Below are 20,604 nucleotides of genomic sequence, written 5' to 3'. Positions count from 1 at the left end.
GTGATCACGTGCACCTTGGTCGGAGCACAGGATCAGACGAAGGCCGCCCTCACGTCCGGCGAACACCCATCTGGGTGATCACGTTCGAGTCGACGTTCGAGCCTGATGGATAAAGCACAAGCTGAAGCCGGCCGACCACGTCGAGGTCCACCGCCGCCGTGTCAGCCGCACAGTGCGCGGAGGAACGGCCGCCTCATCCGACCGCCTGCTCACCCTTGACGACGGTGAAGGCGATGCCGCCCAGCCGCGAGGTGAGGTAGCGGCGCAAGGCCGCTGAGGCGCTGTCTGCCTGGCTGGTCCGCAGTTCAATGCCGGAATGGTCCGTGGCCGGACCGATCTGGTAGACGGGGAACCCCGCAATCGTCGGCGGGCCGTTGTGCGCCATGAGCCCGCGGACGGCCGCCTGCAGTGTCCCCTCGGAATAGCGGCAAGGGAAAATGTCGAGCCGGTTGAGATCGACGGCAGGGTGGGCACGCTTGGCCGCCTGCGCGAGCAGCCTCCCGCGCGACACGTCCGTGACACACAGCGCCACCCGGCCCGGGGTGTAGCCGTCGATCACCGTGCCGAAAATGTCCGAGTACGCGGAGTTGAACTCCTCATCGCCGACGGCCTGTGTAAGCGCCTGTGCCTGCACGGTGTCGGCGGAAGTGCCACTGCCCGCAGCGGGTGAGGCCGCGCCCTGGCCCTGCACGGCATCCCGGCAGGAGGCGGGCACCCCGCCGCTCGGGCTCCTGCTGCCGGACGAGGACACGGACGCGGCGCCGGCAGACGGCCTCTGCGGCGCCGCCGAGTGCCCCAGCGAAGACCCGGCGCACGCCGCAGTGGCAGCCAACATCCCCGAACACAGCGTCAGAGCAACAGCGCGCCGCATGGTGTTCCTTCTCCCGCCCGTAGTCCCCACCAAGCGCAGCCGCTCCCCACCAGCTCCGAAACCCCGCGACACGACGGCGCGCAGTGTAGTCCTCCCGGGATGTTCTCCCTGCCCCGATGTCGGGAAAATCCCGGGTGGGTGGCCGGCCTGGCTGACGGCGTAATCGCTTGGCGCGTGGGAGCCCGCAGTGTAGTCGGCCGCAGGGGTTCCTACAGGCGCCCGGAATTGTTGCCCCTGAGCACGCAAGAGAGCGTCTTCGTCGCCTGTGCCCCGCCAGGGCGGTCACCCGTGGACGGCAGCCGGGGACCGCACGGAGGGGCTGGGCATGGACGTACTGCACGAACGGTGCGCGGGCGCCGACATCAGCAAGACCGACTGCAAGGTGGCCATCCGGGTCCCCGGCAAGGGCGGGCGCCCGCACCGCCAGGTGCGGACCTTCTCCGCAATGACCGACGACCTACTGCAACTGCGCGACTGGCTGCTGGAGAACGGGATCACGGTGATCGGGATGGAGGCCACCGGCGCGTACTGGAAGCCGCTGTTCCACCTGCTGGAGGCGACCGACGCGATCACGCCGTGGCTGCTGAACGCCCAGCACATGAAGGCTGTCCCGGGCCGCAAGACGGACGTGAAGGACTCCCAGTGGATCTGCCGGCTGGACGAACACGGGCTGGTGCGGCCCTCGTTCGTGCCGCCGCGTGAGATCCGGCAGCTGCGCGATCTGACCCGCTACCGCACCGAGACCGTCCGTGACCGGACCCGGGACATCAACCGACTCAACATGTTCCTGGAGGACGCCGGGATCAAGCTGTCCACCGTGGTCTCCGACATCACCGGCACCGGCCCGCGCCGCATGCTGGAGGCGCTGGTGGCCGGGGAACGCGACCCAGAGGTCCTCGCCGAGATGGCGCTGGGCTCCATGCGCGGCAAGATCCCCGTACTGAAGCGATCACTGACCGGCCACTTCAACGAGCACCACGCCTTCATGGTGCAGACGATGCTCACCGCGCTGGACGACGCCAGCGCACCGATCTCCCGGCTGAGCCAGGAGATCGACCGGCAGATGGAGCCGTTCCGCCGCCAGATCGAGCTGCTGATGACCGTTCCCGGGCTGGGCCGGGGCGCCGCCCAGATCATGCTCGCTGAGATCGGCACCGACATGAGCCGCTTCCCCACCGCCGGACATCTGGCCTCCTGGGCCGGGATGTGTCCGGGCAACCACGAGTCCGCGGGCAAGCGTCGGCGGGGCACCACCCGGCCCGGCGACACCTGGCTCAAGGGCGCTCTCGGCGTCGCCGCGCTCTCCGTCTCCCGGTCCAAGGGCACATATCTGGCCGCCCGCTACCGCCGCCTGATCGCCCGTCGCGGACGCAACCGCACCATGGCCGCCATCGGACACGCCATCCTCATCGCGGCCTGGCACATGCTCACCCACGACATCCCCTACCAGGACCTCGGCCCCGACCACTTCACCGAACGGCTCGGCCGGACCCGGCAGACCCGCCGCCTGGTCGCCCAGCTCGCCGCGCTCGGCTACGACGTGGACCTCCAGGACAAGACCACCACCCCCGCGCCGTGATCAACTGCGGCTGATTTTCAAGAGAGCGAGTCGGGAATGACTCAGGGCCGCCGCGACGACCCGGCGTCCCGTGCTGTCAGCCAAGGCTGCCGGGCGGCTTGTCCGTCCGGCGTCGCGCGCGGCCCCGCCGTCGCGCGCGAGGAGCATCAGCGGCGCCCGATCCCCTCGCCGCCGCCCGGGTCCTGTCCCACCCACCCACTTCTCTGTTCTTCCTGCTGTGGGACGTGGACTCGGGGGCGTAGAGGGGATGTCGGCTTCCCGACCACGGCCAGACCAGTGTGGTGACCTGTGGGTTCTCGGGCGGGCACGGGAGTGGGTGCGGACGGTTGTCGGCACGGTTGTCGGCGGGGATGTGGGCCTGGTCCACGGAGGTGTTGTCGCTTCGTGACCGTGGTCGGGCCTTCGTGGTCGGGGTTCTGGTCGGGGCCGGCTGCTGCTGTGACCGGTACGCGTGGTGCCGGGCAGGACGGTGCCGCACCGGACGGGAAGCGAGCAGAGCCGTGATGATCGCCGTGGACGTGGGCAGCGGAGACCGGATGGCGCTGGGTGTACCGGCGCAGTACCGGATGGCCACCACCGAGCAGATGCACCGGGTGATCGCCCCTGAAGTGCGCATCGAGCAGACCAGGCGCAGGCTGGCCAGGCTGCGCGTGGAGGGGCTGGTCGACCGCATCACCCTGCCGCAGGCCGGACGAACCCGGGTGTGGTTCCCCACCCCGTACGGCGTGCAACTCGCCTGTGAGTGGCCCGAGCTGCGCGGGCGCCGGCCCTCCAGGACCGTGTCCGATCCGACCGCCGTACGGCTGAAGGCCGGCCACACGCTGACCGTGACAGAGACCGCGCTCGCCTTCCTTGAGGACGCCCGCCGCCGCGGCGAGCTGTGCCGGCCGCTGGACTGGATCCCCGAGGTCCACCACCCGATCGGAATCGGCGAGGCCGTCATCCCCGACGCACTCCTGTACTACCAGCTCGGCCCAACTGGCGGCGAGAGCGGGGCGATTCAGCGGGCGTTCGTGGAAGTCGACCGGGCCACCATGGGCCCCGAACGCCTCGCCGCCAAACTCACCGCGTACGAGCGCCTGCACCGCTACGTGCCCATGGTGCCGGGGCGCCGGCCGACCTTCCAGGAACCTGCGGTGGAGGAGTGGCGGCGGCGGTACCCGCTCTTCCCCCGCGTCCTGTTCGTCCTGGACGGCACCGGACCCGCCGGCGTCGAGAACCGGATCAACGCCTGCGCGCGGCCGCCAGGCCGCTGGCGCCCTTCCTGAGGGAAGTCCCCGTCCTCGCGGCGCCGCTGGCCGACCTGCTCCACCACGGCCCCGCAGCACCCGCATGGCGCCCCGTCCACAACCCCGACCAGCGAGTCCCCTGGACCGGACGTGAGACCCGGCAGGCGTAACCCGCCGACCAGCCATGGTCGGGGCTGGGCACGGCATGGCCGTACCCGTGGTCGGCCCCGTGGTCACCCCGACCATGCGCAAGCAGCGCCGCGGCGAGACGTAGGTCGTGAACGAGGTGCCCGTCAGTTGCCGCCGCGCGCACAAAGGCTGCCGTGATCGGGGAGGAAAACTCCCGTCAAGAAGTTCCCGGCTCGCGGCAACCCTTTGCGGCCCCTGCGACCACAAGGGAGTGGATCCGGCCAGCCCGGTGGCCGCATCCACCCGCCCCCTCGTGCACAGTTCGCAAGGAGAACGTCTACCCATGAGCAACCCCACGAACGGCAGGCGCCGCGGGCGTCACCGCCGTCGCCTGAGCGCCACAGCTCTGGTGCTCGGTGTGTCCCTCACCGTCGGGTCGTACTTCGTGTTCGTACAGGAGGACTCCCAGGCCGCGACGGTCGACGGCGATGCCTACTACAGGCTGGTCTCGGTACACAGCGGCCAGGTGCTGGATGTCAACGCCTTCTCCACCGCCGACGGCACCCGGATCCAGCAGTGGACCGACCAGAACTCCGCCAACCAGCAGTGGAAACTGAGGTCCACCGGGGACGGCTACTACGAGCTGGTGAACCGCAACAGCGGCAAGGTGCTGGGCATAGCGGGCGACTCGACCAGCCAGGGGGCTGTCGCCGAGCAGCAGACGGACCGCTCCTCCGCCTCCCAGCAGTGGCGGATCGGCGATGTGAGCGGGTCCGACGCCGTCACCTTCACCTCCCGCAAGAGCGGTCAGGTCCTGGACGTCACAGGCAACTCCACGGCCCGGGGCGCGCAGATCATCCAGTGGCCCGGGTGGGGTGGTGCCAACCAGCAGTGGAAGCTGGTGAGGGTGCCCGGCACGCCGGTGCCCGGGGCCGGGTCCGGCGGCGCACAGGGCTCCGGGTCGTACGTGTGGCGGAACGCCCCGGTGGCGGGCGGCGGTTACGTCACCGGCCTGATCTTCAACCAGAAGGAGAAGGGCCTGCTGTACGCGCGCACCGACATGGGTGGCGCGTACCGCTGGGACACCGGCGCCGAGCAGTGGATCCCGCTGACCGACTGGGTCGGTCAGAAGGACTGGAACCTGCTGGGCATCGAGTCGCTGGCCACCGACCCGGTCGACCCGGACCGGCTCTACCTCGCGGCCGGCACCTACACCAACGACTGGGCCGGCAACGGTTCGATCCTGCGCTCCACCGACCGCGGCCGCACCTTCCAGCGCACCAACCTGCCGTTCAAGCTGGGCGGCAACGAGGACGGCCGTGGGGCGGGCGAGCGCCTGGTGATCGACCCCGCGAACCACGACCACCTGCTGCTGGGCACCCGCAAGAACGGCCTCTGGCGCAGCACCGACGCCGGGGTGACCTGGAGCCAGGTCTCCTCGTTCCCGGTCAAGGACGGCGCGAGCTTCGGCACCGGCATCTCCTTCGTGACCTACGGCCAGGCCGGCAGCAACACGATCTACGTCGGCGTCGCCGACAGGTCCACCAACCTGTACCGGTCCACCGACGGCGGCAGCTCCTGGCAGGCGGTCTCCGGGCAGCCCACCGGCCAGGTGCCGCAGCACGGTGTGCTCTCCGGCGACGGCTCGCTGTACCTGACCTACAGCAACGCCCCCGGGCCCAACGGCGTGACGGCGGGTTCGGTGTGGAAGTACAACACCTCCGGCGGGGCGTGGAAGAACATCTCGCCGTCCCAGGGCGGCTACGGGTTCGCGGGTCTGGCCGTCGACCCGCAGAAGCCGTCCACGGTGATGGTCACCACGCTGGACCGCTGGTGGCCGCAGGACGAGGTCTACCGCAGCACCGACGGCGGTGCGACCTGGAAGACCCAGTCCGACAAGTCCGTGCGGGACGCCTCCATCGCCCCGTACCTCGGCACCGGCATCGGGCACTGGATGACCGCGCTGAGCATCGACCCGTTCGACTCCGGGCACGTGATGTACGGCACCGGCAACGGCATCTGGGCCAGCAAGGACGCCAACGCGACCGACAACGGCGGCACCAGCCACTGGTTCATCGGAGCCCGCGGGCTGGAGGAGACCGCACTGTACGACGCGGTCTCCCCGCCCGGTGCCGCCGCCCTCATCACCTCCATGGGCGACCAGGGCGGCTTCGTGTACGACGACCTGACGAAGGAGCCCACCGGGCGGCTGACCAACCCGACGATCTACAACAGCACCTCCCTCGACTTCGCCCAGTCCAACCCCTCGCTGGTGGTCAGGGTCGGCAGGGGCGGTGCGCAGGACGGCGCCCTCTCCACCGACGGCGGCCACACCTGGAACGGCTTCAAGGGCGAGCCGGTGCCCAGTGCGGACAGCGGCCACATCGCGATCGCGGCGGACGGCTCCAGCTTCGTCTGGACCGAGGCCGGCCAGGCCCCGTACCGCTCCACCGACCGGGGCGCGAGCTGGTCGAGGGTCAACGGCCTCGGCAACGATGCCGTGGTCGTCGCCGACCGGTCCTCGGCCAACACCTTCTACTCGCTGAACAACGGCACGCTCTACGCCAGCACCGACGGCGGCGCGAACTTCACCGCCCGCGCCGCCAACCTGCCGGGCGGCAAGCTCAGCGCCGTCCCCGGCGTCGCGGGCGACCTGTGGCTCTCCGGCGACGGCACGGGTCTGCTGCACTCCACCGACGGCGGCCGCAGCTTCACCAAGCTGTCCTCGGTGGAGTCCGCCTCCGCCGTCGGCTTCGGCAAGGCCGCACCGGGCACCTCGTACCAGGCGCTGTACCTGATCGGCACCGTCAAGGGCACCGCCGGCGTCTTCCGGTCCACCGACCGGGGCGCGAGCTGGGTCCGGATCAACGACGACGCGCACCAGTGGGGCAACTTCGCCGGCCAGCGCATCGTCACCGGTGACCCCGACACCTACGGCCGGGTGTACATCGGCACCAACGGTCGCGGTCTCCAGTACGGCGACCCCTCCTGAGATCCCGACCCCCTGAGCGGGGCCGCAGGCACAACGGCCTGCGGCCCCGCCGTGGTTGACGGACCGCCCGTCGTCTTCACCACTCCGCCGGAGGCGCAGGTCAAGCTGTGATGGGTGAACGAGGCTTGACCGAGGTCACCAGCGTGCCGAGGCGGAGGCGCTCGGTGACGCCGGCGGCGGCGGTCAGCGTCGGGACCGCGCCGAACCTGGACAACGTCGGCCCGGACCGGGCAGCCCCGGGCAAGCCGGTGGCGTTCAAGGACGTGGGCCGGTGTACGGCAGCGGTCGGGCACCGGCGTCCCCGCGGACGAAGATCCAGTTGGCCAGGGCACGCCGCAAGCCCGCCGTGGGACAGCGGCCGGTCGCGTACATCTACACCCGCTGGTACGGAGACCGGGTCGCGTTGTGGGACCCAGAGCAGGCGGTGAAGATGCGGCCGCTGTCGGCCCTGCAGCACCGGCAGATGCAACAGCAGCGGCGGCGGACCTGTACCGACTGCGGCGAGATGTTCCCGCGCCCGGTGTGGGGATGTGCGGCCAGCGCAAGGACCGGGAAGCCCCTCCTGCCGGGCGATGCCTGGCGCAGCAGTTCCCGCTCACGGTGTGGGCCGCGATGAGCGAGCACGAGCAGGCGACGGCCGCCCGGCACTGCACCCTGTGCGAGCAGGAGATCGAGCAGGAACACGCGGACGCGCAGCGGCGGGCGGACCGGGCCCGGTAGGACGACCTCGGCCCCACCATCACCTGGGCCGAGAAGATCCTGGCCAATCCGGACGCGCACGCGATCCTGGAACACCGAGACGACCGGCCTGACCGCGACGTCACGGATCGTGGAGATCGCCGCCACCACGGCGGCCGGGACGGTACTGCTCGACACGCCGCTCAGCCCCGGCGAATTGATCCCGGCGGAGGCGACCGGAAACCGACGGGTTCCTGGAATCCTGAGCCCCCTGGCTAGGAACCCGGAGGCCTCCCCGGACCGGGGAGGCCAGAGCCCGTCTGGTTCCCACGGCGGAAGATCGGGATGCGGCCGATCCGCCCGTTGCAGGACAAGCTCTATGTATCGGAAAAACGTGACGCATCCGCCGCTCCAGCGTCCTAACATCACGCGCATGGCAACGCCCCTTCCGCGCAAGGTCCATCTCGACCTGAACCACTGGTATGCGCTCGGAGACGCCTTCGCAGGCGTGTCTAAGAATCCCGATCACGTGTCGGTCCTGAAGCAGCTCCGGGGCCATGTCGAGCGGGGAGAAGTCGTGTTCCCGCTCTCGTCGGTGCACTACATGGAGCTGGCCGAGAACCCTCGTGACGATCACCGGGAACGGGCAGCGGATGTGATGACCTTGCTGTCCAGGTTCACGGCTATGGCTCTCGACTCCAAGATCCTCGACGAGGAGATGGCGCGGGACCTTGACCGTCGGTTCGGCCGCCCCGCCTTCCCCATAAAGGTGGCGAAGTTCGGCGTCGGTGCGGGGTTCGCGTTCGGCGAGCCCAGGTGGATGGTGCTGGACGGGATCACGGAGGAGAAGCGCCAAAAGTTTGAGGCCCGCGTGGGGATGTCCGTGTCAGAATTCGAGGCTTCGGTGAACGCGACTGCGGAGTACTGGGTCTTGAGGGGGCTGACCGCCACTCTGCGGTCCGCGCTTCCGGGCTATGACGGCTCTTCGAACTTGACCGTGGCATCACAGTCTTGATGAATGGGCGACGGCCACAACCTGGTGCGATGACGCGCATAGGCCGCTGGTGAAACGCTGCTGTTCTCGTCAGAGTGTGTCCGGCGGAGGTTGAGGCAGTGGGTGGGCTCCTTCGGGGCGCAGGCCGTCGAAGATGATCGCGAGGTATCGCTGCCACAGGTCTGGTGAGGCATCCGGAATGGAGCTGGTCACGTAGTTCGGCGCGCACATCAGCAGGATGACGTCGGTGCCGGTGACGTCGGGCCGGATGGCGCCGTCTGCACGGGCCCGGTCGACCAGGGTGTCGATGGTCTGGAACATGTCCGTGCGCGCGTTGCCGACTTCAGGGCGGGTGTCGCCGGCCTCCTGTAGGAACGCCAGGTCGCGTTGTTGCCGCTGATGTGCGGCGGCGGCGAGGAACTCCAGCAGCGCGGCGCCGGGGTCGTCGGAGTCCAGCAGGCGTTCGCCGACGGCGGCGAGGGCTTGGATACGGTCCAGCACGATGGCGGCGATCAGGTCGTCTTTGGTCGGGAAGTGGCGGAAGACGGTGCCTTTCCCGATCCCGGCCCGGCGCGCGATATCAGCGACGGAGGCGTCCAGTCCGTGCTCGGCGAACTCGTCGGCCGCCGCCGCCAGCAGCAGTGCGCGGTTGCGGGCGGCGTCGGCGCGTAGCGGGCGGGACGTGGTCACGGTCGCAGCCTAACAAGTTGACCGCCCGGTCCGGTTATCGCTAGCGTCCCCCGTTGGGCGGAACATGACCGCCTGGTCCGTTTTTCTGGAGGGGCTTTGAACATCCATGGATCGATGAAAGCCGTCGTGGCGACCGCCTACGGACCGCCGGAGCAGTACACGGTGGCCGAGGTCCCCATTCCGCGACCCGGCCCAGGACAGATCCAGGTACGGATCGCCGCCGCGGCGATCAATCCGGCCGACGTCCGACTGCCCAGCGGCGAGTTCGGCGACGCCGTGCGGCTGGAGTTCCCGCACATCCCCGGCAACGACTTCGCCGGAACCGTCACCGAAGTCGGCGCCGACGTCACCGCCTACCGGGTCGGCGATGAGGTGTTCGGCCTGGCCGTGCCTCGGGCGTTGCGCGCGATGGCCGGCAAGCGCCCGTCGGTGGGCACCGGCACGCTGGCCGAGTACGCCGTCATCGAGGCGGACACCCCGCTTGTCGCGCACCGCCCGGCCGAGTTGCCGGCCGAGGACGCGGCGGCGCTGGCCACCGCGGGCCTGACCGCGCGGGCGATCGCGACGACCGCGAACATCCAACCAGGCGAGCACGTGTTGGTCGTCGGGGCGACCGGCGGCGTCGGCACCGCCTTGATTCCGCTGCTGGCCGCGGCGAAGGCCCACGTGACCGCCACAGCGACCGACGCCGACGCCGACGTACTGCGCGAGCTCGGTGCAGCCGAGATCATCGGCTATCAGCAGGCGGACTACCCTGCCGGCATCGACGTCGCTGTCAACGTGGTCCTGCCGGGCGAACGCCTGACCGGCCTGGCCGCGGCGCTGCGTCCCGGCGGCCGCCTGCTCACTATCACCTATCCGGTGCCGACGCCGGAGCTGATCGGCCGTGACGATGTCGAGATGCACTTTGTCCTCGACATGGACGGCGACCTCGGCGGCATGCGTGAAGTCGGCGACGCAGCCGTGCGTGGAGAACTGCGTGCCACGATCGGACACCGGTACCGGCTCGACCGCGGCCCGCAGGCATGCGCTGACTTCATCCGCGTGCACACCACGGGCAAACTCGTCGTCACGAGGTAACCGTGCATCCCGTCGGCACGAAGGACGTCCCATCGGCGCCTCGCAGGCCACGAGCAGGCGAAGCCCCGATGGGCGAACCCTCAACGTCCTGCCAGAACCTACAGGGACCCAGGGCTTGAACCACAACAATACGGCGACTGTGATGCTCGGCCTGGACGGGGTGACGGTCGTAGCCGCCCACGCGGACGAGAACGGTAGTCCGATGCTGGCGCTGGTCACGGCCTGCCAGGACGCGCGGCATTGCCCGGGACGCGGGCAGCGCGCAAGTAGATCGTCAGGGCTGGTGACCACGACTCCGCGAGACCTGCCGCTGGCAGGGAGGCCGACACTCCTGCGATGGACGAAACGCCGGTGGGAGTGCCGGAACCCAGCGTGTGACCGTCGGTCGTTCACCGAATCGCTGCCAGCGATCCCCGCGCGCTCCGGCCTGACCAGCAGGCTGCGGGCCTCGGCAGGGGCAGCGGTCGCCGACGCCGGCCGGACGGTCCTGCAGTCGGCCCGGGACCACGAGCTGTCATGGCCGGTCGTGAACGCCGCGTTCGTCGCACATGCACAGGCGGTGCGTCCGCAGGCGACACCGAGCGTCAAGCATCTGGGGATCGATGAGACCCGACGCGGCAGGGCGAAGTTCCGCCTTGTCCTTGGGCCCGATGGTGCCGACGTCTGGGAGGTGGTGGCGGACCGATGGCATGTCGGGTTCTGCGACCTGACCGGTGGCGCCGGGCTGCTCGGGCAAGTCGAGGGTCGCACCGCCCCGTCGGTATCGGAGTGGATCGAGGCGCAAGCCGCCCAGTGGCGGGCCGGGGTGAAGGCCGTCGCCATCGACATGTGCACCGTCTTCAAAGCCGCCGTCACCACATCCCTGCCGCACGCAGTGCTGGTCGTGGACCGGTTCCACATCGTGCAACTGGCGAACAACGCGGTCACCGAGGTCCGCCGCCGCGTCACCCTGACCCAGCGCGGCCGACGCGGGCGCAAGGGCAACCGGGAGTGGGAGCTGCGTAACCGGTTGACCCGGGCGGCCTCCCGGATGCACGCCGACCACCTCGATCCCATGGTCGACGACCTCAAGGCGCTGCCGAAGAACATCGGCGAACCGATCCTGGCGGCCTGGAACGTGAAGGAGGATCTGCGCGACCTGCTGGACCTGCATGGCACCAACCCCACTCGACAGCAGATCGGCCAGCTGCTCACCCGGTTCTACGAGTCTGCCGCTGCCAGCGGCCTTCCGGAAATGGAGCGCCTGGCCACCGCCGTCAACACCTGGTGGCCACAGATCCTGGCCGGGATCACCACAGGGATCACGAATGCCGCCTCCGAAGGCATCAACCGCGCGATCAAGACCGACGCCCGCTGCGCCTACGGCTACCGCAACCCCGCTGACCAGCGACTCCGCGCCCACTGCGCCACCACCCGACGCTCACGAGGACACCTCACGGCTCACCCCAGCGGACCCCACGGCCAACCCCGAGAGCACTCAACCCCTTGATGCCACGGTCAAGCTCGATGAGCCGGAATATGTCGATTTCGAGGATCTCACCAGCGAGCACGAACAGTGGCAACGCGACGGACTGTGACCATTCGATGAGGGCGTCGGAGGTGTGGCCTACCAGATGCCGCAGTGGTAAGGCCTGCTGTCTGCGGGATCGATGCAAGCCCGGACCACGGAGTGTCTGACCCCAGACGTATCCCAAGCGAACGCCGTCTCCTCCGGTTAGTCACCGGCCGGGCGCGGCTGTCCTACCGCCGCGCCGAGGAGATCTTCGAGGAGAGCATCCGGCTGCTGGCCAACCCACTCGCCAGCCCGGATGACTTCGACGAACTGGAAGGCTGGACGCTCCACCGCCTCCGCCACAGCGCGCTGACACATGACGCGGAGGACGGGACGTCCACGCCGATGTTGCTGGCCCGCTCCCGCCATGCCTCCGTACGGTCCCTGGAGCGGTACGCTCGTCCCGGCGTTGACGCGGTCGTAAGTGACCCCGAGCGCTCAGGGCTTCAGGATCATCGCATGGCCCTCTGTGGGTCTATCGCGGCGTGCGGTGCGTCGCGGCCAACCGAGCGCTGCGACCTCGTCGCTGCCCGCGAGGTGGACATAGACGCCGGTCAGGTACACGTTCCGGGTGTCCGCCGAACACCCGGAACGAGAAGGTAATGGACAGTCCTTACAGAGCAACGACTACCTGGCGCCCTTCTCTCCACGCTCCCAGACGCGGAAGGCCAGCCATCGGTGACACCGTCCGCACTCCGACCACGCAGCGACCTCCAGGTCGTCGTTGCAGCTGTGGACGAGCTCGGTGTAGGTCAAGCGCGGAGTGTTCTCCCCACACTGCGGGCATGCCGCTACGCGACCGCTAGATGTCATCGCTGTCCCCTCTCACCGGGCCGCCCGGCGTTCAGGAGGCAGGCGACTGCTGGCAGCAGCCATTCCCCCTGGAGAGCGGCCACCTGAGCCGAGGGGGACATCACCAGCACGATGCCCAGTACCAGCGTGGCCACGAAGGCAACGCTCATACACGGCAGGTCTATCCTGAAGTTGACGAGCACGAGGGTCTCCTTGTGTTTGAGCAGAAGGCCGCTCCCTGCTTCCGCCCAGAAGCACCAGGGGGCGGCCTTGGCTTTTGTCGTAAGGCCCCGATGCGGGCCTACGGTCCAGCGGTTCGAAAGGTCACATGAAGGAGGCTCCTTCCTCTTGTTGACGTGGCCGCCGACGACGACCGCTGCCAAGAGTCTGGAACCGGGCCCCTCTAAGGACAACGGCTGGGAGACGCGCGTAGAACATGCCGGACGAAGGAGAACACTCCCAAACGCTGGCGAAGCCCTGTAGCGCTGACGAACAATGACGAACCAACAGTGCCGTTCTGTGTCATTCACGGGGGGGACATATGCCTGGCCAGCGAACTTCGCCAGAGCCGCCGGATGCCCAACTCGCCTTCGCGGCTGAGCTGCGCGAACTTCGGCGGCGGACCTACAAGAAGCCAACCGAGGAAGCGTTCGCCCGGAGGATGGGGTGCGGTCGCAGCACCGTCTCGGCGATCCTGAACGGTCGGCGATTCCCGAACTGGGAGCACACGGCGGCCTTCGTTGAGGCATGTGGTGCGGATCCGTCGAAGTGGCGGGAGCGATGGCTGCAGGCGAACAGGCAGATCGAGGAAGCCTCCAAGGGGCACCCCTCCCCCTTCACACAGCTACCGTTCATCAGCGGACCGGAGGCCAAGGGGGACGCCCTGCTGGCTGCGCACTGGTACCGGAACAACCGCGAGTTCTACGAGGCGGCCTCTGCGCGTGCCCAACAGGCCCGCTCAGAGATCCGGGTCACATACACGCGCCGTTACCCGCCCACTCAGTACACAACCCCGGCCTCCGCTGAATACTTCAGGACCATCTTGGACTGGGCCAACGAAGACAGTGACGACGAACGCAGCGTACGGCGCATCATCGGCATCCCCGAACGTAACGGCGTGCCTGACAGTGACATGTTCTCCTGGGCTCGCCAGCACTACGAGGACAGCAAGCACATCCTCACCTACGAGGCCAGCGTGTTGCGGTGGACCGCGGCAGCTGATGGTCTGAACATGGCGCTGATCGACGACAGCGTGGTGTTCTTGGCGTTCTCCGGAGGGCCGCGTCAGAAGTTGAACGGCTTCAGTGTCGAGGATCCCACGTTCATGACCTACTTCGCCGCGTACTTCGACCAGCTTTGGGCTGCTCTCCAGCCCCTGGGGACTTACCTCAGCGCAGTAGACGGCAGCCGCATCGACGAGCCTGCTGAGTAGGCCACGAGCGGCCCGCCGGCGCGACTGGGTCGCCCTGTACGAGAGCGACGAGAACATGGTCAGCTGTCTCGCCGATAGCACCGGCGGACACGACTGCGTGGTACGGCACGACGCCCCAGAGTGTCGCTCTCAGCGGTGACCTCTCCGTGATCAACTACTGGCGGCTTATGTTTTTTGGCGGGCCGGACCAGCGGGATGACGACCGGCCGCGGCACTGGAAACGGCCGCACCAGAACCTGCCGCGCCCCACGCGCGGAACGAAGCCGTGCGAGGGTCACCCGCGGCGCCGGCAGCCCGGCCGCCGCCCTCGCGATGGTGTTCAAGCTCGTCGAGTCCGCCCAGGCCGCTGGCGCGCGGTCACCGGTGCGCACCTCGTGGCCCTGGTCCGCTCCGGCGCCCGGTTCGAAAACGGCGTCCTGGTCGAGCGGAAGGAGGTCACTGCAGCCTGATCAGGCACGCAATCGTCATCCGACAAGCCCCGCTTGATTCCTCTCGGCTTGACGCATGCCGATATGGGCATATGATCGCTGTCATGGCACGAGCAGCGACGACGTCGGACGTCTTCAACGCGATCGCCGAGCCGCAGCGCCGGGACATCCTGGCGCTGCTGCGGGCGGGTGAGCGGCCGGTGACCGACCTGGCCCAGGAGCTGGGGGTGAGCCAGCCGCGGGCGTCCAAACACCTGCGGGTGCTCCGGGAGGTCGGGCTGGTGCGGGACCGCAAGGCAGGCAAGCAGCGCCTCTACGGCCTGGACGCCCGCGGGCTGCAGCCGGTCCACGAGTGGGTCGGCGGATTCGAGCGGTTCTGGAACGAGAGTTTCGACCGGCTGGACACCTACGTGCGGGACCTCAAGCAGACACGGCAGGAGGAATGACCGATGGCAGGGGCAAGGCAAGAAGCGCGGGCGGAACCGGCGACGGCCGACCGGGAGATCGTGATCTCCCGGGTCATCGACGCCCCGCGGGAGCTGGTGTTCGAGGCGTTCACCGAGGTCCGGCACCTGTCGCGGTGGTGGGGTCCGAAGGGGTTCACCACCACCACGCGGTCCTTCGAGTTCCGTGAGGGCGGGGAGTGGGACTTCGTGCTGCACGGGCCGGACGGGACCGACTACTCCGAGTGGATCCGCTGGCTGCGGATCGCCCCGCCGGAGCGGATCGAGCTGCTGCACGGTGAGTCCCGCGACGACCCGAACGCCTTCGAGTCGGTCCTCACGTTCGCGCCGGACGGCGCGGCGACCCTGATCGTGATGCGCACGGTGTTCCCCACCAAGGAACTGCGCGACGAGGCGGTCGAGAAGTACCACGCGATCGAGGGCGGCCAGCAGACCCTGAACAACCTGGCGGCCTACGTCACCCAGATCGTTCGGAAGGGGGCGGAGGGCTGATGGCCGGGAAGGTGTTCTTCAGCGTGTCGATGTCGCTGGACGGGTTCATCGCCCCCGAGTCCCTCGGGGACTTGATGGGGCAGCAGTGGATGGAACTGCAGCAGTGGATCTTCCCGCAGCGGTTCTTCCGGGAGAACCTGAAGCTAGGCGAGGGCGGCGAGGAGGGGCGCGACAACGACATCGTGCGGGAGACGTTCGAGCGCACCGGCGCGAGCGTCATGGGCAAGCGCATGTTTGACGCCGGCGAGCAGATGTGGCCGGAGGAGGCGCCGTTCCACACGCCGGTCATCGTCGTGACGCACGAGAAGCGTGACCCCTGGGAGCGGCCGGGCGGGACCACTTTCCACTTCGTCAACGACGGCATCGAGACCGCGCTCGACCAGGCCCGCGAGGCCGTCGGCGACCGCGACGTCCGCATCGCGGGCGGCGGCGCGACGATCCTTGAGTACGTGAACGCCGGACTTGTCGACGAGTTCTCGATCGCGCTGTCACCCGTGCTGTTCGGCTCCGGAATCCGCCTGTTCGAGGGCGTGGACGCGTCCAGGGTCGCGCTGGAGCAGGTCCGTTCGGAGCCGTCGTCGCGGGTGACGCACCTGACCTACGCCGTGCACCCACGGTAGCCGCGCCACCACTCCACCCCAGAGACCCGAGCACCCGCGGCGCACACGCTTGAATCAGCAGGCCACCACGGCCAACTGCGAATTCGCATTACCTGATCCACAACTATTGACTATTGCTCCTGCAATCCGGAGAAGCCGCTATGCGGAAGGACTATCCGTGGCTGGGGACGGAGCCGCTTCCGTCGTGGGCGCCAGAACATTCCCCGTGGAGATGCGCTCCTTCCGCCATGGCAGGAGCAGCGCGCTCGCCATACACAGCAGCCCAGCGATGAGCAGGGCACCGCGGACTCCCACTGGGGCGGCGATGAGACCACCAGCGATCATGAAGGCGGCCTGGCATGTCTTCGAGCCGACGGACCAGGATGTGCCGACGCGGGACATGAAAGCGTCCGGTGTGGCCGACATGCGATACGTGGTGAACGACGGGTTGAAGACCCCGGCGGAGAAGAGCAGGCCGAAGTCGGCGGCCACGATGACGAACACGCCGAGGGCACCGGAGGGCGTCAGTGGCAGCAGGATCGTCCAGAGCGTCCGCGCAACACCGGACAGCAACAGAATGCGGCGCTGTCCGAATCGCTGGGTGAGCAGTGGGGCCAAGCGTGAGCCCAGCACGCCGCCCAGGCACGGCAGTCCCAGGGCAAGTCCGTACTGCCACGGTGCCAGGCCAAGGTCATCCAGCATGAGGACGGCCATCAGTGGTGACGTCATCATGATGGATCCACCAAAGAGCAGCGCGTTGAAGAACAGCGGCCGCAGTCCTGAGTGCCGCAGGAGGTACTGCCAACCGGCAGCGATGTCGCGGCCCAGGTGAGAGGTGGCGGCGCGGGCCGGTGGCGCGGGTTCGGGCTGTCGGATGCGACGGATACCCAGGGCCGATCCGAGGAAGGACAGCGCGTCGGCAACCATCGTGACGCCCGTGCCCAGTGCCCCGATTAGAAGCCCGCCCACGGGCGGGCCGGCGCTGACGCTGATCCAGTTGGTCGTCTCAAACAGGCTGTTGGCACGAAGACGGTGCCCGGGCAGGACAAGTGCCTTCAGATGTGCGCCACTCGCCGCGTCGAACGCGACAGACGCCGCCGTCTGCAGAACGCCGACGACACACAGCTGGGTGTAGGTGAGCCTGCCGAAAGCCATGGCGACCGGGACGCTCGCCAGTAGAACGCAGCGGGCCAGGTCGGCGGTGATCATGACCGGCCGCTTGTACTGGTGCTCGATACGCACACCGAGCGGCAGAGCGATCACTCCACTGGCCACGGCAGACAACGCAGCGAGCAAAGAGACCTGGAACGCAGAGGAACCCAGCGCCAGGAGGGCAATCAACGGCAATGCCCCCATGCCGACGGCACTGCCCGCCGCGCTGACCGCGTAGGCGCCCCACAACTGCCGGAAGTCCTGCCCGAGCGTGCCCCGCCGTACCAACCGAACCTCCCGAGGTGTGAAGGCGCTCAGCGTAGTGACTCGGACCAACCACCACCCCGTGATCAAGACATCACCAGACGCATCTCAGAGCTGAGATCAGAAACAGGTACTCAGCTTGTTACTTAACCTCTGGCTTCGAACGACGTCCCGAACGGTGTCACTCACCTGGGCATTCGCCGGACAGGCGGACGGCCCCCGCATGAGCATGCGTTCCGTCACAGAACCGCATTCATACGAAGGCCGCAGAGGTGAGTCTGCTGCATCACGATGCCCGGCACGAGGCGTTCGACTTCACATCCCACTTTCGGGAGGACCTCTACACATGTCTGACCCGGCGCTGTGACACGCTGTTCGAGCTGTGCGACGCGATGCTCTGCGAGGACGGCCCGGTGACCTCGCCGGTCGACCTGACGCTGCTGGCCGAACACCGGCGAGGGCACGGCGCGATGTACGACGCGCTCAACCAGGGCCGCATCGACGTGGACCGGTTGCGCAGGGCGCTGGCGATACTGCCGCAGCCCAAGGCCGCGGACGCGCGCCTGGTCCTGGCCGTCGATGTCTCCGCGTGGCTGCGTCCCGACGCGCCGACCAGTGCGGACCGCCTGTTCTGCCACGTCTACGGACGCTCGGGACGCTCCTCGGACCAGTTCATCCCCGGCTGGCCGTACTCCTTCGTCGCCGCGCTGGAGACGGGACGCACGTCGTGGTGCCAGCTGCTGGATGCGGTCCGGCTCGGTCCCGACGACGATGTCGCCGAGGTCACCGCGGCCCAGGTCCGCCGCGTGGTCACCGACCTGATCGGCCAGGGCCAGTGGGAAGCCGGTGACAAGGACATCCTGGTCGTCTTCGACGCCGGCTACGACGCCCCGCGCATGGCCCACCTCCTCGGCGGCCTGCCCGTCGAGGTGCTGGGACGGATGCGTTCGGACCGTGTCATGCGACGGCCGGCACCCTCGCTCAAGGAGTACGCCCTGTCCTATCCCCAGGGCGGGCGACCGCCGAAGCACGGCAAGGAGTTCCGCTTCGCCAAGCCCGATACCTGGGGCGAGCCCGACGCGAAGACGGTGCAGGTCACGGACCGCTACGGCACCGCGCAGGCGATGGCCTGGGACCGTATCCACCCCCGGCTCACCACCCGCAGCGCGTGGATCGACCACGACGGCGAACTCCCCATCATCGAGGGCACCCTGATCCGCCTGACGGTGGACCACCTGCCCGGCGGAGGCGACCCACTGCCCCTCTGGCTGTGGTCCTCCAAGACCGGGATGACCAGCACAGCCGTCGACCTGCGGTGGCAAGCGTTTCTCCGCAGATTCGATCTTGAGCACACTTTCCGTTTCGCAAAACAAACCCTCGGCTGGACGCGCCCCAAGCTCCGCACTCCTGAGGCGGCGGACCGGTGGACATGGCTCGTGATCGCGGCGCACACCCAGCTCCGCCTCACCCGCGAAGCCGCCGCTGATCTCCGCCGCCCCTGGGAGAAGCCGGCCGAGCCCGGCCGGCTCACCCCGGCCCGCGTCCGACGAGGGTTCAGAAACCTCCGCCCTCACCTGCACTGTCCGGCCCGTGCGCCTAAACCTTCAACTCCAGGCCCAGGACGCCCACCTGGCTCGAAGAACCGACGCCCCGCCACCCGTTACGACGTAGGCAAAACCACCAGACGCCCCGAAAGCATCACCGAACGCGACCAACTCAGACGCTGAACACGGCTTCAGAAGGGAACGGCCAGCCCGGCTTCACGCAATCGAAGCAGTGCCCTGCCCATGCACTCGGCGACCGAGGCGCCGTCGGCCCTCATCCCACCGTCCAGCGGCCCACCAGAAGCGGCGAATGTCCACGCTGGCCGACCGTCACGCATGCGCTCCGCGTCGACCCGGATCATGGCACCTACACCCTGCTCGCCGAGCCATTCCAGGACGAGGAGCGTCGCGTCCTCGATGCCGCTGTCCAGGTCCACCTTGGGCCGCCGCCCCATTCCCTTGGCCATGGCCGCAACCCTACTCAGCGTCTGGTCGGGCCTCGCCACACGCTCTCAAGGCGGCTCAGACCATAAAGAACAAGCTTACCCGGACGGCAGCCTGGAGGGCCAGGCCCTCGTGCGGGACCTGCTGGACGCGATCGCCGTCACCGGCTTCCCGCTGCTGCCGCCCCGCCCCCTGCGCTACATCGAGGCGCCCGCACGTTACGACGGCGAGGCGGCCTCGCTGTTTTTGGGCGGCGGCATCACCGGGTGCCCGAACTGGCAGATGCGCGCGGTGCTCCAGCTCGACGCGATCGGCTCCCCGGCCGTCGTCCTCAACCCGCGCCGGAAGAGCTACCCGGCCGGGCAGGCGGAAGCGGCCCGGGAACAGATTGCCTGGGAGTACGAGCACCTGCGCATCGCCGACGTCATCCTGTTCTGGTTCTGCGCGGACACCGTCCAGCCCATCGCCCTGTACGAGCTGGGAGCCCATGCCGCCCGCGGCACCCGCCTCGCGGTCGGTGCACACCCCCACTACCCGCGCCGCCTGGACGTGGTGGAACAACTGCGTCACGTGCGCCCGGACGTGACGGTCCATGAATCTCTGCAGGCAACCGTTCGCGCGGCTGCGGCCCTTCTGCCAGCTGCCCCCCCCGGCGGCCCTGAGAACCTGTCTCTGAGCCTTTGCCATCTTCGAACGTGCTGGTCAGAGGGGCTGGTGTGGCGCGCGGTCGGGGTGCTCGCGCTGGTCGTGGGCGGGAGTCCGCAGTCTTGATCGTCTGACGGATGGCAGCGGTGCGGCTTCGCCGGTTCCTCCGCGTCGCGAGCCCCGCTGCCCAGGTCGGGCGGCGGGGCCTTCTGCGTTGCAGCGGTCAGCCGCCGCTGAAGTCGCCCGGGCCGTGCACTGCGGCAGGCTGGGCCAGGCCGCCGGTCATGTCGCCCGGTCCGTGGACGTGCGTGAACCCGAGCCCGGCGACCGCGAACCCGGCCAGCGCGACTGCGGCGACCATGCGCCGGAACAGTGTCGAACGCTTCATGACCATCCCGTTCTCTGGTGGCGAGGGCTCCAGTGTGCAGAATGGCTGGGGTGGACGAAACGGCTCCGCCAACCGGATCCAACCGGAAGGCATTGTCACGTTGTTGGGGGTGGCTGGTGTTGAGGGTGCGCCGGGGCGTGCTTCTCCCGTTCGCTGACCGTTGTCA

The 20,604-nt window shown here is 68.8% G+C and carries 18 protein-coding genes and 2 pseudogenes; 13 read left to right on the top strand and 7 right to left on the bottom strand.

Features of this window, described 5'->3' with window-relative positions; all coding sequences use genetic code 11:
• Window positions 1-193: 193 nt before the first annotated feature.
• A complete protein-coding gene (locus LE548_RS40115) occupies window positions 194-715 on the bottom strand; it encodes a hypothetical protein (protein ID WP_225101985.1) in 522 nt (173 codons plus the stop codon).
• Between the two features lie 481 nt (window positions 716-1,196).
• Here LE548_RS40115 and LE548_RS40110 point away from each other — a divergent pair, with 481 nt between their 5' ends.
• The 3 genes from LE548_RS40110 to LE548_RS40100 all read left to right on the top strand — a co-directional run bounded on the left by LE548_RS40110 (window position 1,197) and on the right by LE548_RS40100 (window position 6,800).
• Window positions 1,197-2,450: an IS110 family transposase gene (locus tag LE548_RS40110; RefSeq protein WP_225101984.1), complete on the top strand. Its 1,254-nt coding sequence runs from the start codon at window positions 1,197-1,199 to the stop codon at window positions 2,448-2,450.
• A gap of 503 nt (window positions 2,451-2,953) precedes the next feature.
• Window positions 2,954-3,718 carry a replication-relaxation family protein gene (locus tag LE548_RS40105; protein WP_225101983.1) on the top strand — a complete coding sequence of 255 codons (765 nt, stop codon included), beginning with the start codon at window positions 2,954-2,956 and terminating at the stop codon, window positions 3,716-3,718.
• A 433-nt stretch (window positions 3,719-4,151) separates the two neighbouring features.
• Window positions 4,152-6,800: an RICIN domain-containing protein gene (locus LE548_RS40100; RefSeq protein ID WP_225101982.1), complete on the top strand. Its 2,649-nt coding sequence runs from the start codon at window positions 4,152-4,154 to the stop codon at window positions 6,798-6,800.
• Window positions 6,801-6,906: 106 nt separating this feature from the next.
• Here the strand turns inward: LE548_RS40100 and LE548_RS40095 are convergent.
• Window positions 6,907-7,029, bottom strand: a pseudogene (locus LE548_RS40095) (LLM class flavin-dependent oxidoreductase); the annotation flags it as partial.
• Between the two features lie 882 nt (window positions 7,030-7,911).
• Here LE548_RS40095 and LE548_RS40090 point away from each other — a divergent pair.
• The gene (locus LE548_RS40090; protein ID WP_225101981.1) at window positions 7,912-8,493 is read left to right on the top strand and encodes a hypothetical protein; all 582 of its coding nucleotides are present in this window, start codon (window positions 7,912-7,914) and stop codon (window positions 8,491-8,493) included.
• 69 nt (window positions 8,494-8,562) lie between these two features.
• On the opposite strand, the gene LE548_RS40085 is transcribed toward LE548_RS40090, so the two are convergent.
• Entirely contained in the window at window positions 8,563-9,162 is a 600-nt protein-coding gene (locus LE548_RS40085; RefSeq protein WP_225101980.1) for a TetR/AcrR family transcriptional regulator, read from the bottom strand.
• A 114-nt stretch (window positions 9,163-9,276) separates the two neighbouring features.
• Here LE548_RS40085 and LE548_RS40080 point away from each other — a divergent pair, with 114 nt between their 5' ends.
• Together LE548_RS40080 and LE548_RS40075 are read left to right on the top strand one after the other, a co-directional pair.
• Window positions 9,277-10,242 carry an NADP-dependent oxidoreductase gene (locus LE548_RS40080; protein WP_225101979.1) on the top strand — a complete coding sequence of 322 codons (966 nt, stop codon included), beginning with the start codon at window positions 9,277-9,279 and terminating at the stop codon, window positions 10,240-10,242.
• 142 nt (window positions 10,243-10,384) lie between these two features.
• Window positions 10,385-11,731, top strand: coding sequence for an ISL3 family transposase (locus tag LE548_RS40075; RefSeq protein WP_225101978.1), 1,347 nt, complete (start codon window positions 10,385-10,387; stop codon window positions 11,729-11,731).
• An 872-nt stretch (window positions 11,732-12,603) separates the two neighbouring features.
• On the opposite strand, the gene LE548_RS40070 is transcribed toward LE548_RS40075, so the two are convergent.
• A complete protein-coding gene (locus LE548_RS40070; RefSeq protein WP_225101977.1) occupies window positions 12,604-12,789 on the bottom strand; it encodes a hypothetical protein in 186 nt (61 codons plus the stop codon).
• A gap of 338 nt (window positions 12,790-13,127) precedes the next feature.
• Between LE548_RS40070 and LE548_RS40065 the strand changes: the two genes are divergently transcribed.
• From LE548_RS40065 to LE548_RS40045, 5 genes and pseudogenes are all read left to right on the top strand, one after another.
• Complete coding sequence (locus LE548_RS40065) at window positions 13,128-14,018, top strand: helix-turn-helix transcriptional regulator (protein ID WP_225101976.1); 891 nt, start codon at window positions 13,128-13,130, stop codon at window positions 14,016-14,018.
• A 258-nt stretch (window positions 14,019-14,276) separates the two neighbouring features.
• A pseudogene (locus tag LE548_RS40060) lies at window positions 14,277-14,467 on the top strand (IS256 family transposase); the annotation flags it as partial.
• A gap of 83 nt (window positions 14,468-14,550) precedes the next feature.
• The gene (locus LE548_RS40055; RefSeq protein ID WP_225101975.1) at window positions 14,551-14,892 is read left to right on the top strand and encodes a helix-turn-helix transcriptional regulator; all 342 of its coding nucleotides are present in this window, start codon (window positions 14,551-14,553) and stop codon (window positions 14,890-14,892) included.
• Between the two features lie 3 nt (window positions 14,893-14,895).
• On the top strand, window positions 14,896-15,402 hold the full coding sequence (locus LE548_RS40050; RefSeq protein ID WP_225101974.1) for an SRPBCC family protein: 507 nt from the start codon (window positions 14,896-14,898) through the stop codon (window positions 15,400-15,402).
• A complete protein-coding gene (locus LE548_RS40045; protein WP_225101973.1) occupies window positions 15,402-16,022 on the top strand; it encodes a dihydrofolate reductase family protein in 621 nt (206 codons plus the stop codon). Before LE548_RS40050 ends, LE548_RS40045 begins: the two co-directional genes overlap by 1 nt.
• A 138-nt stretch (window positions 16,023-16,160) precedes the next feature.
• Here the strand turns inward: LE548_RS40045 and LE548_RS40040 are convergent, their stop codons facing one another.
• Window positions 16,161-17,441 (bottom strand): MFS transporter, encoded by a 1,281-nt coding sequence (locus LE548_RS40040; RefSeq protein WP_225101972.1) that lies wholly within the window; start codon window positions 17,439-17,441, stop codon window positions 16,161-16,163.
• A 248-nt stretch (window positions 17,442-17,689) separates the two neighbouring features.
• Between LE548_RS40040 and LE548_RS40035 the strand changes: the two genes are divergently transcribed.
• Entirely contained in the window at window positions 17,690-19,144 is a 1,455-nt protein-coding gene (locus LE548_RS40035; RefSeq protein ID WP_225101971.1) for an NF041680 family putative transposase, read from the top strand.
• Window positions 19,145-19,152: 8 nt separating this feature from the next.
• Here the strand turns inward: LE548_RS40035 and LE548_RS40030 are convergent, their stop codons facing one another.
• Window positions 19,153-19,428, bottom strand: a complete 276-nt coding sequence (locus LE548_RS40030) for a hypothetical protein (protein ID WP_225101970.1) — start codon at window positions 19,426-19,428, stop codon at window positions 19,153-19,155.
• Between LE548_RS40030 and LE548_RS40025 the strand changes: the two genes are divergently transcribed.
• Window positions 19,427-20,176, top strand: coding sequence for a nucleoside 2-deoxyribosyltransferase domain-containing protein (locus LE548_RS40025; RefSeq protein WP_225101969.1), 750 nt, complete (start codon window positions 19,427-19,429; stop codon window positions 20,174-20,176). The two genes, LE548_RS40030 and LE548_RS40025, sit on opposite strands and share 2 nt — an antisense overlap.
• A gap of 97 nt (window positions 20,177-20,273) precedes the next feature.
• On the opposite strand, the gene LE548_RS40020 is transcribed toward LE548_RS40025, so the two are convergent.
• A complete protein-coding gene (locus tag LE548_RS40020) occupies window positions 20,274-20,438 on the bottom strand; it encodes a hypothetical protein (RefSeq protein WP_225101968.1) in 165 nt (54 codons plus the stop codon).
• Between the last annotated feature and the right edge of the window lie 166 nt (window positions 20,439-20,604).

This window comes from Streptomyces sp. CoH27 (assembly GCF_020181035.1).
Taxonomy (GTDB): Bacteria; Actinomycetota; Actinomycetes; order Streptomycetales; family Streptomycetaceae; genus Streptomyces; species Streptomyces camelliae.
The sequence above is the reverse complement of the archived record's forward strand: the minus strand, read 5'-3'. Positions and strand labels throughout refer to the sequence as shown.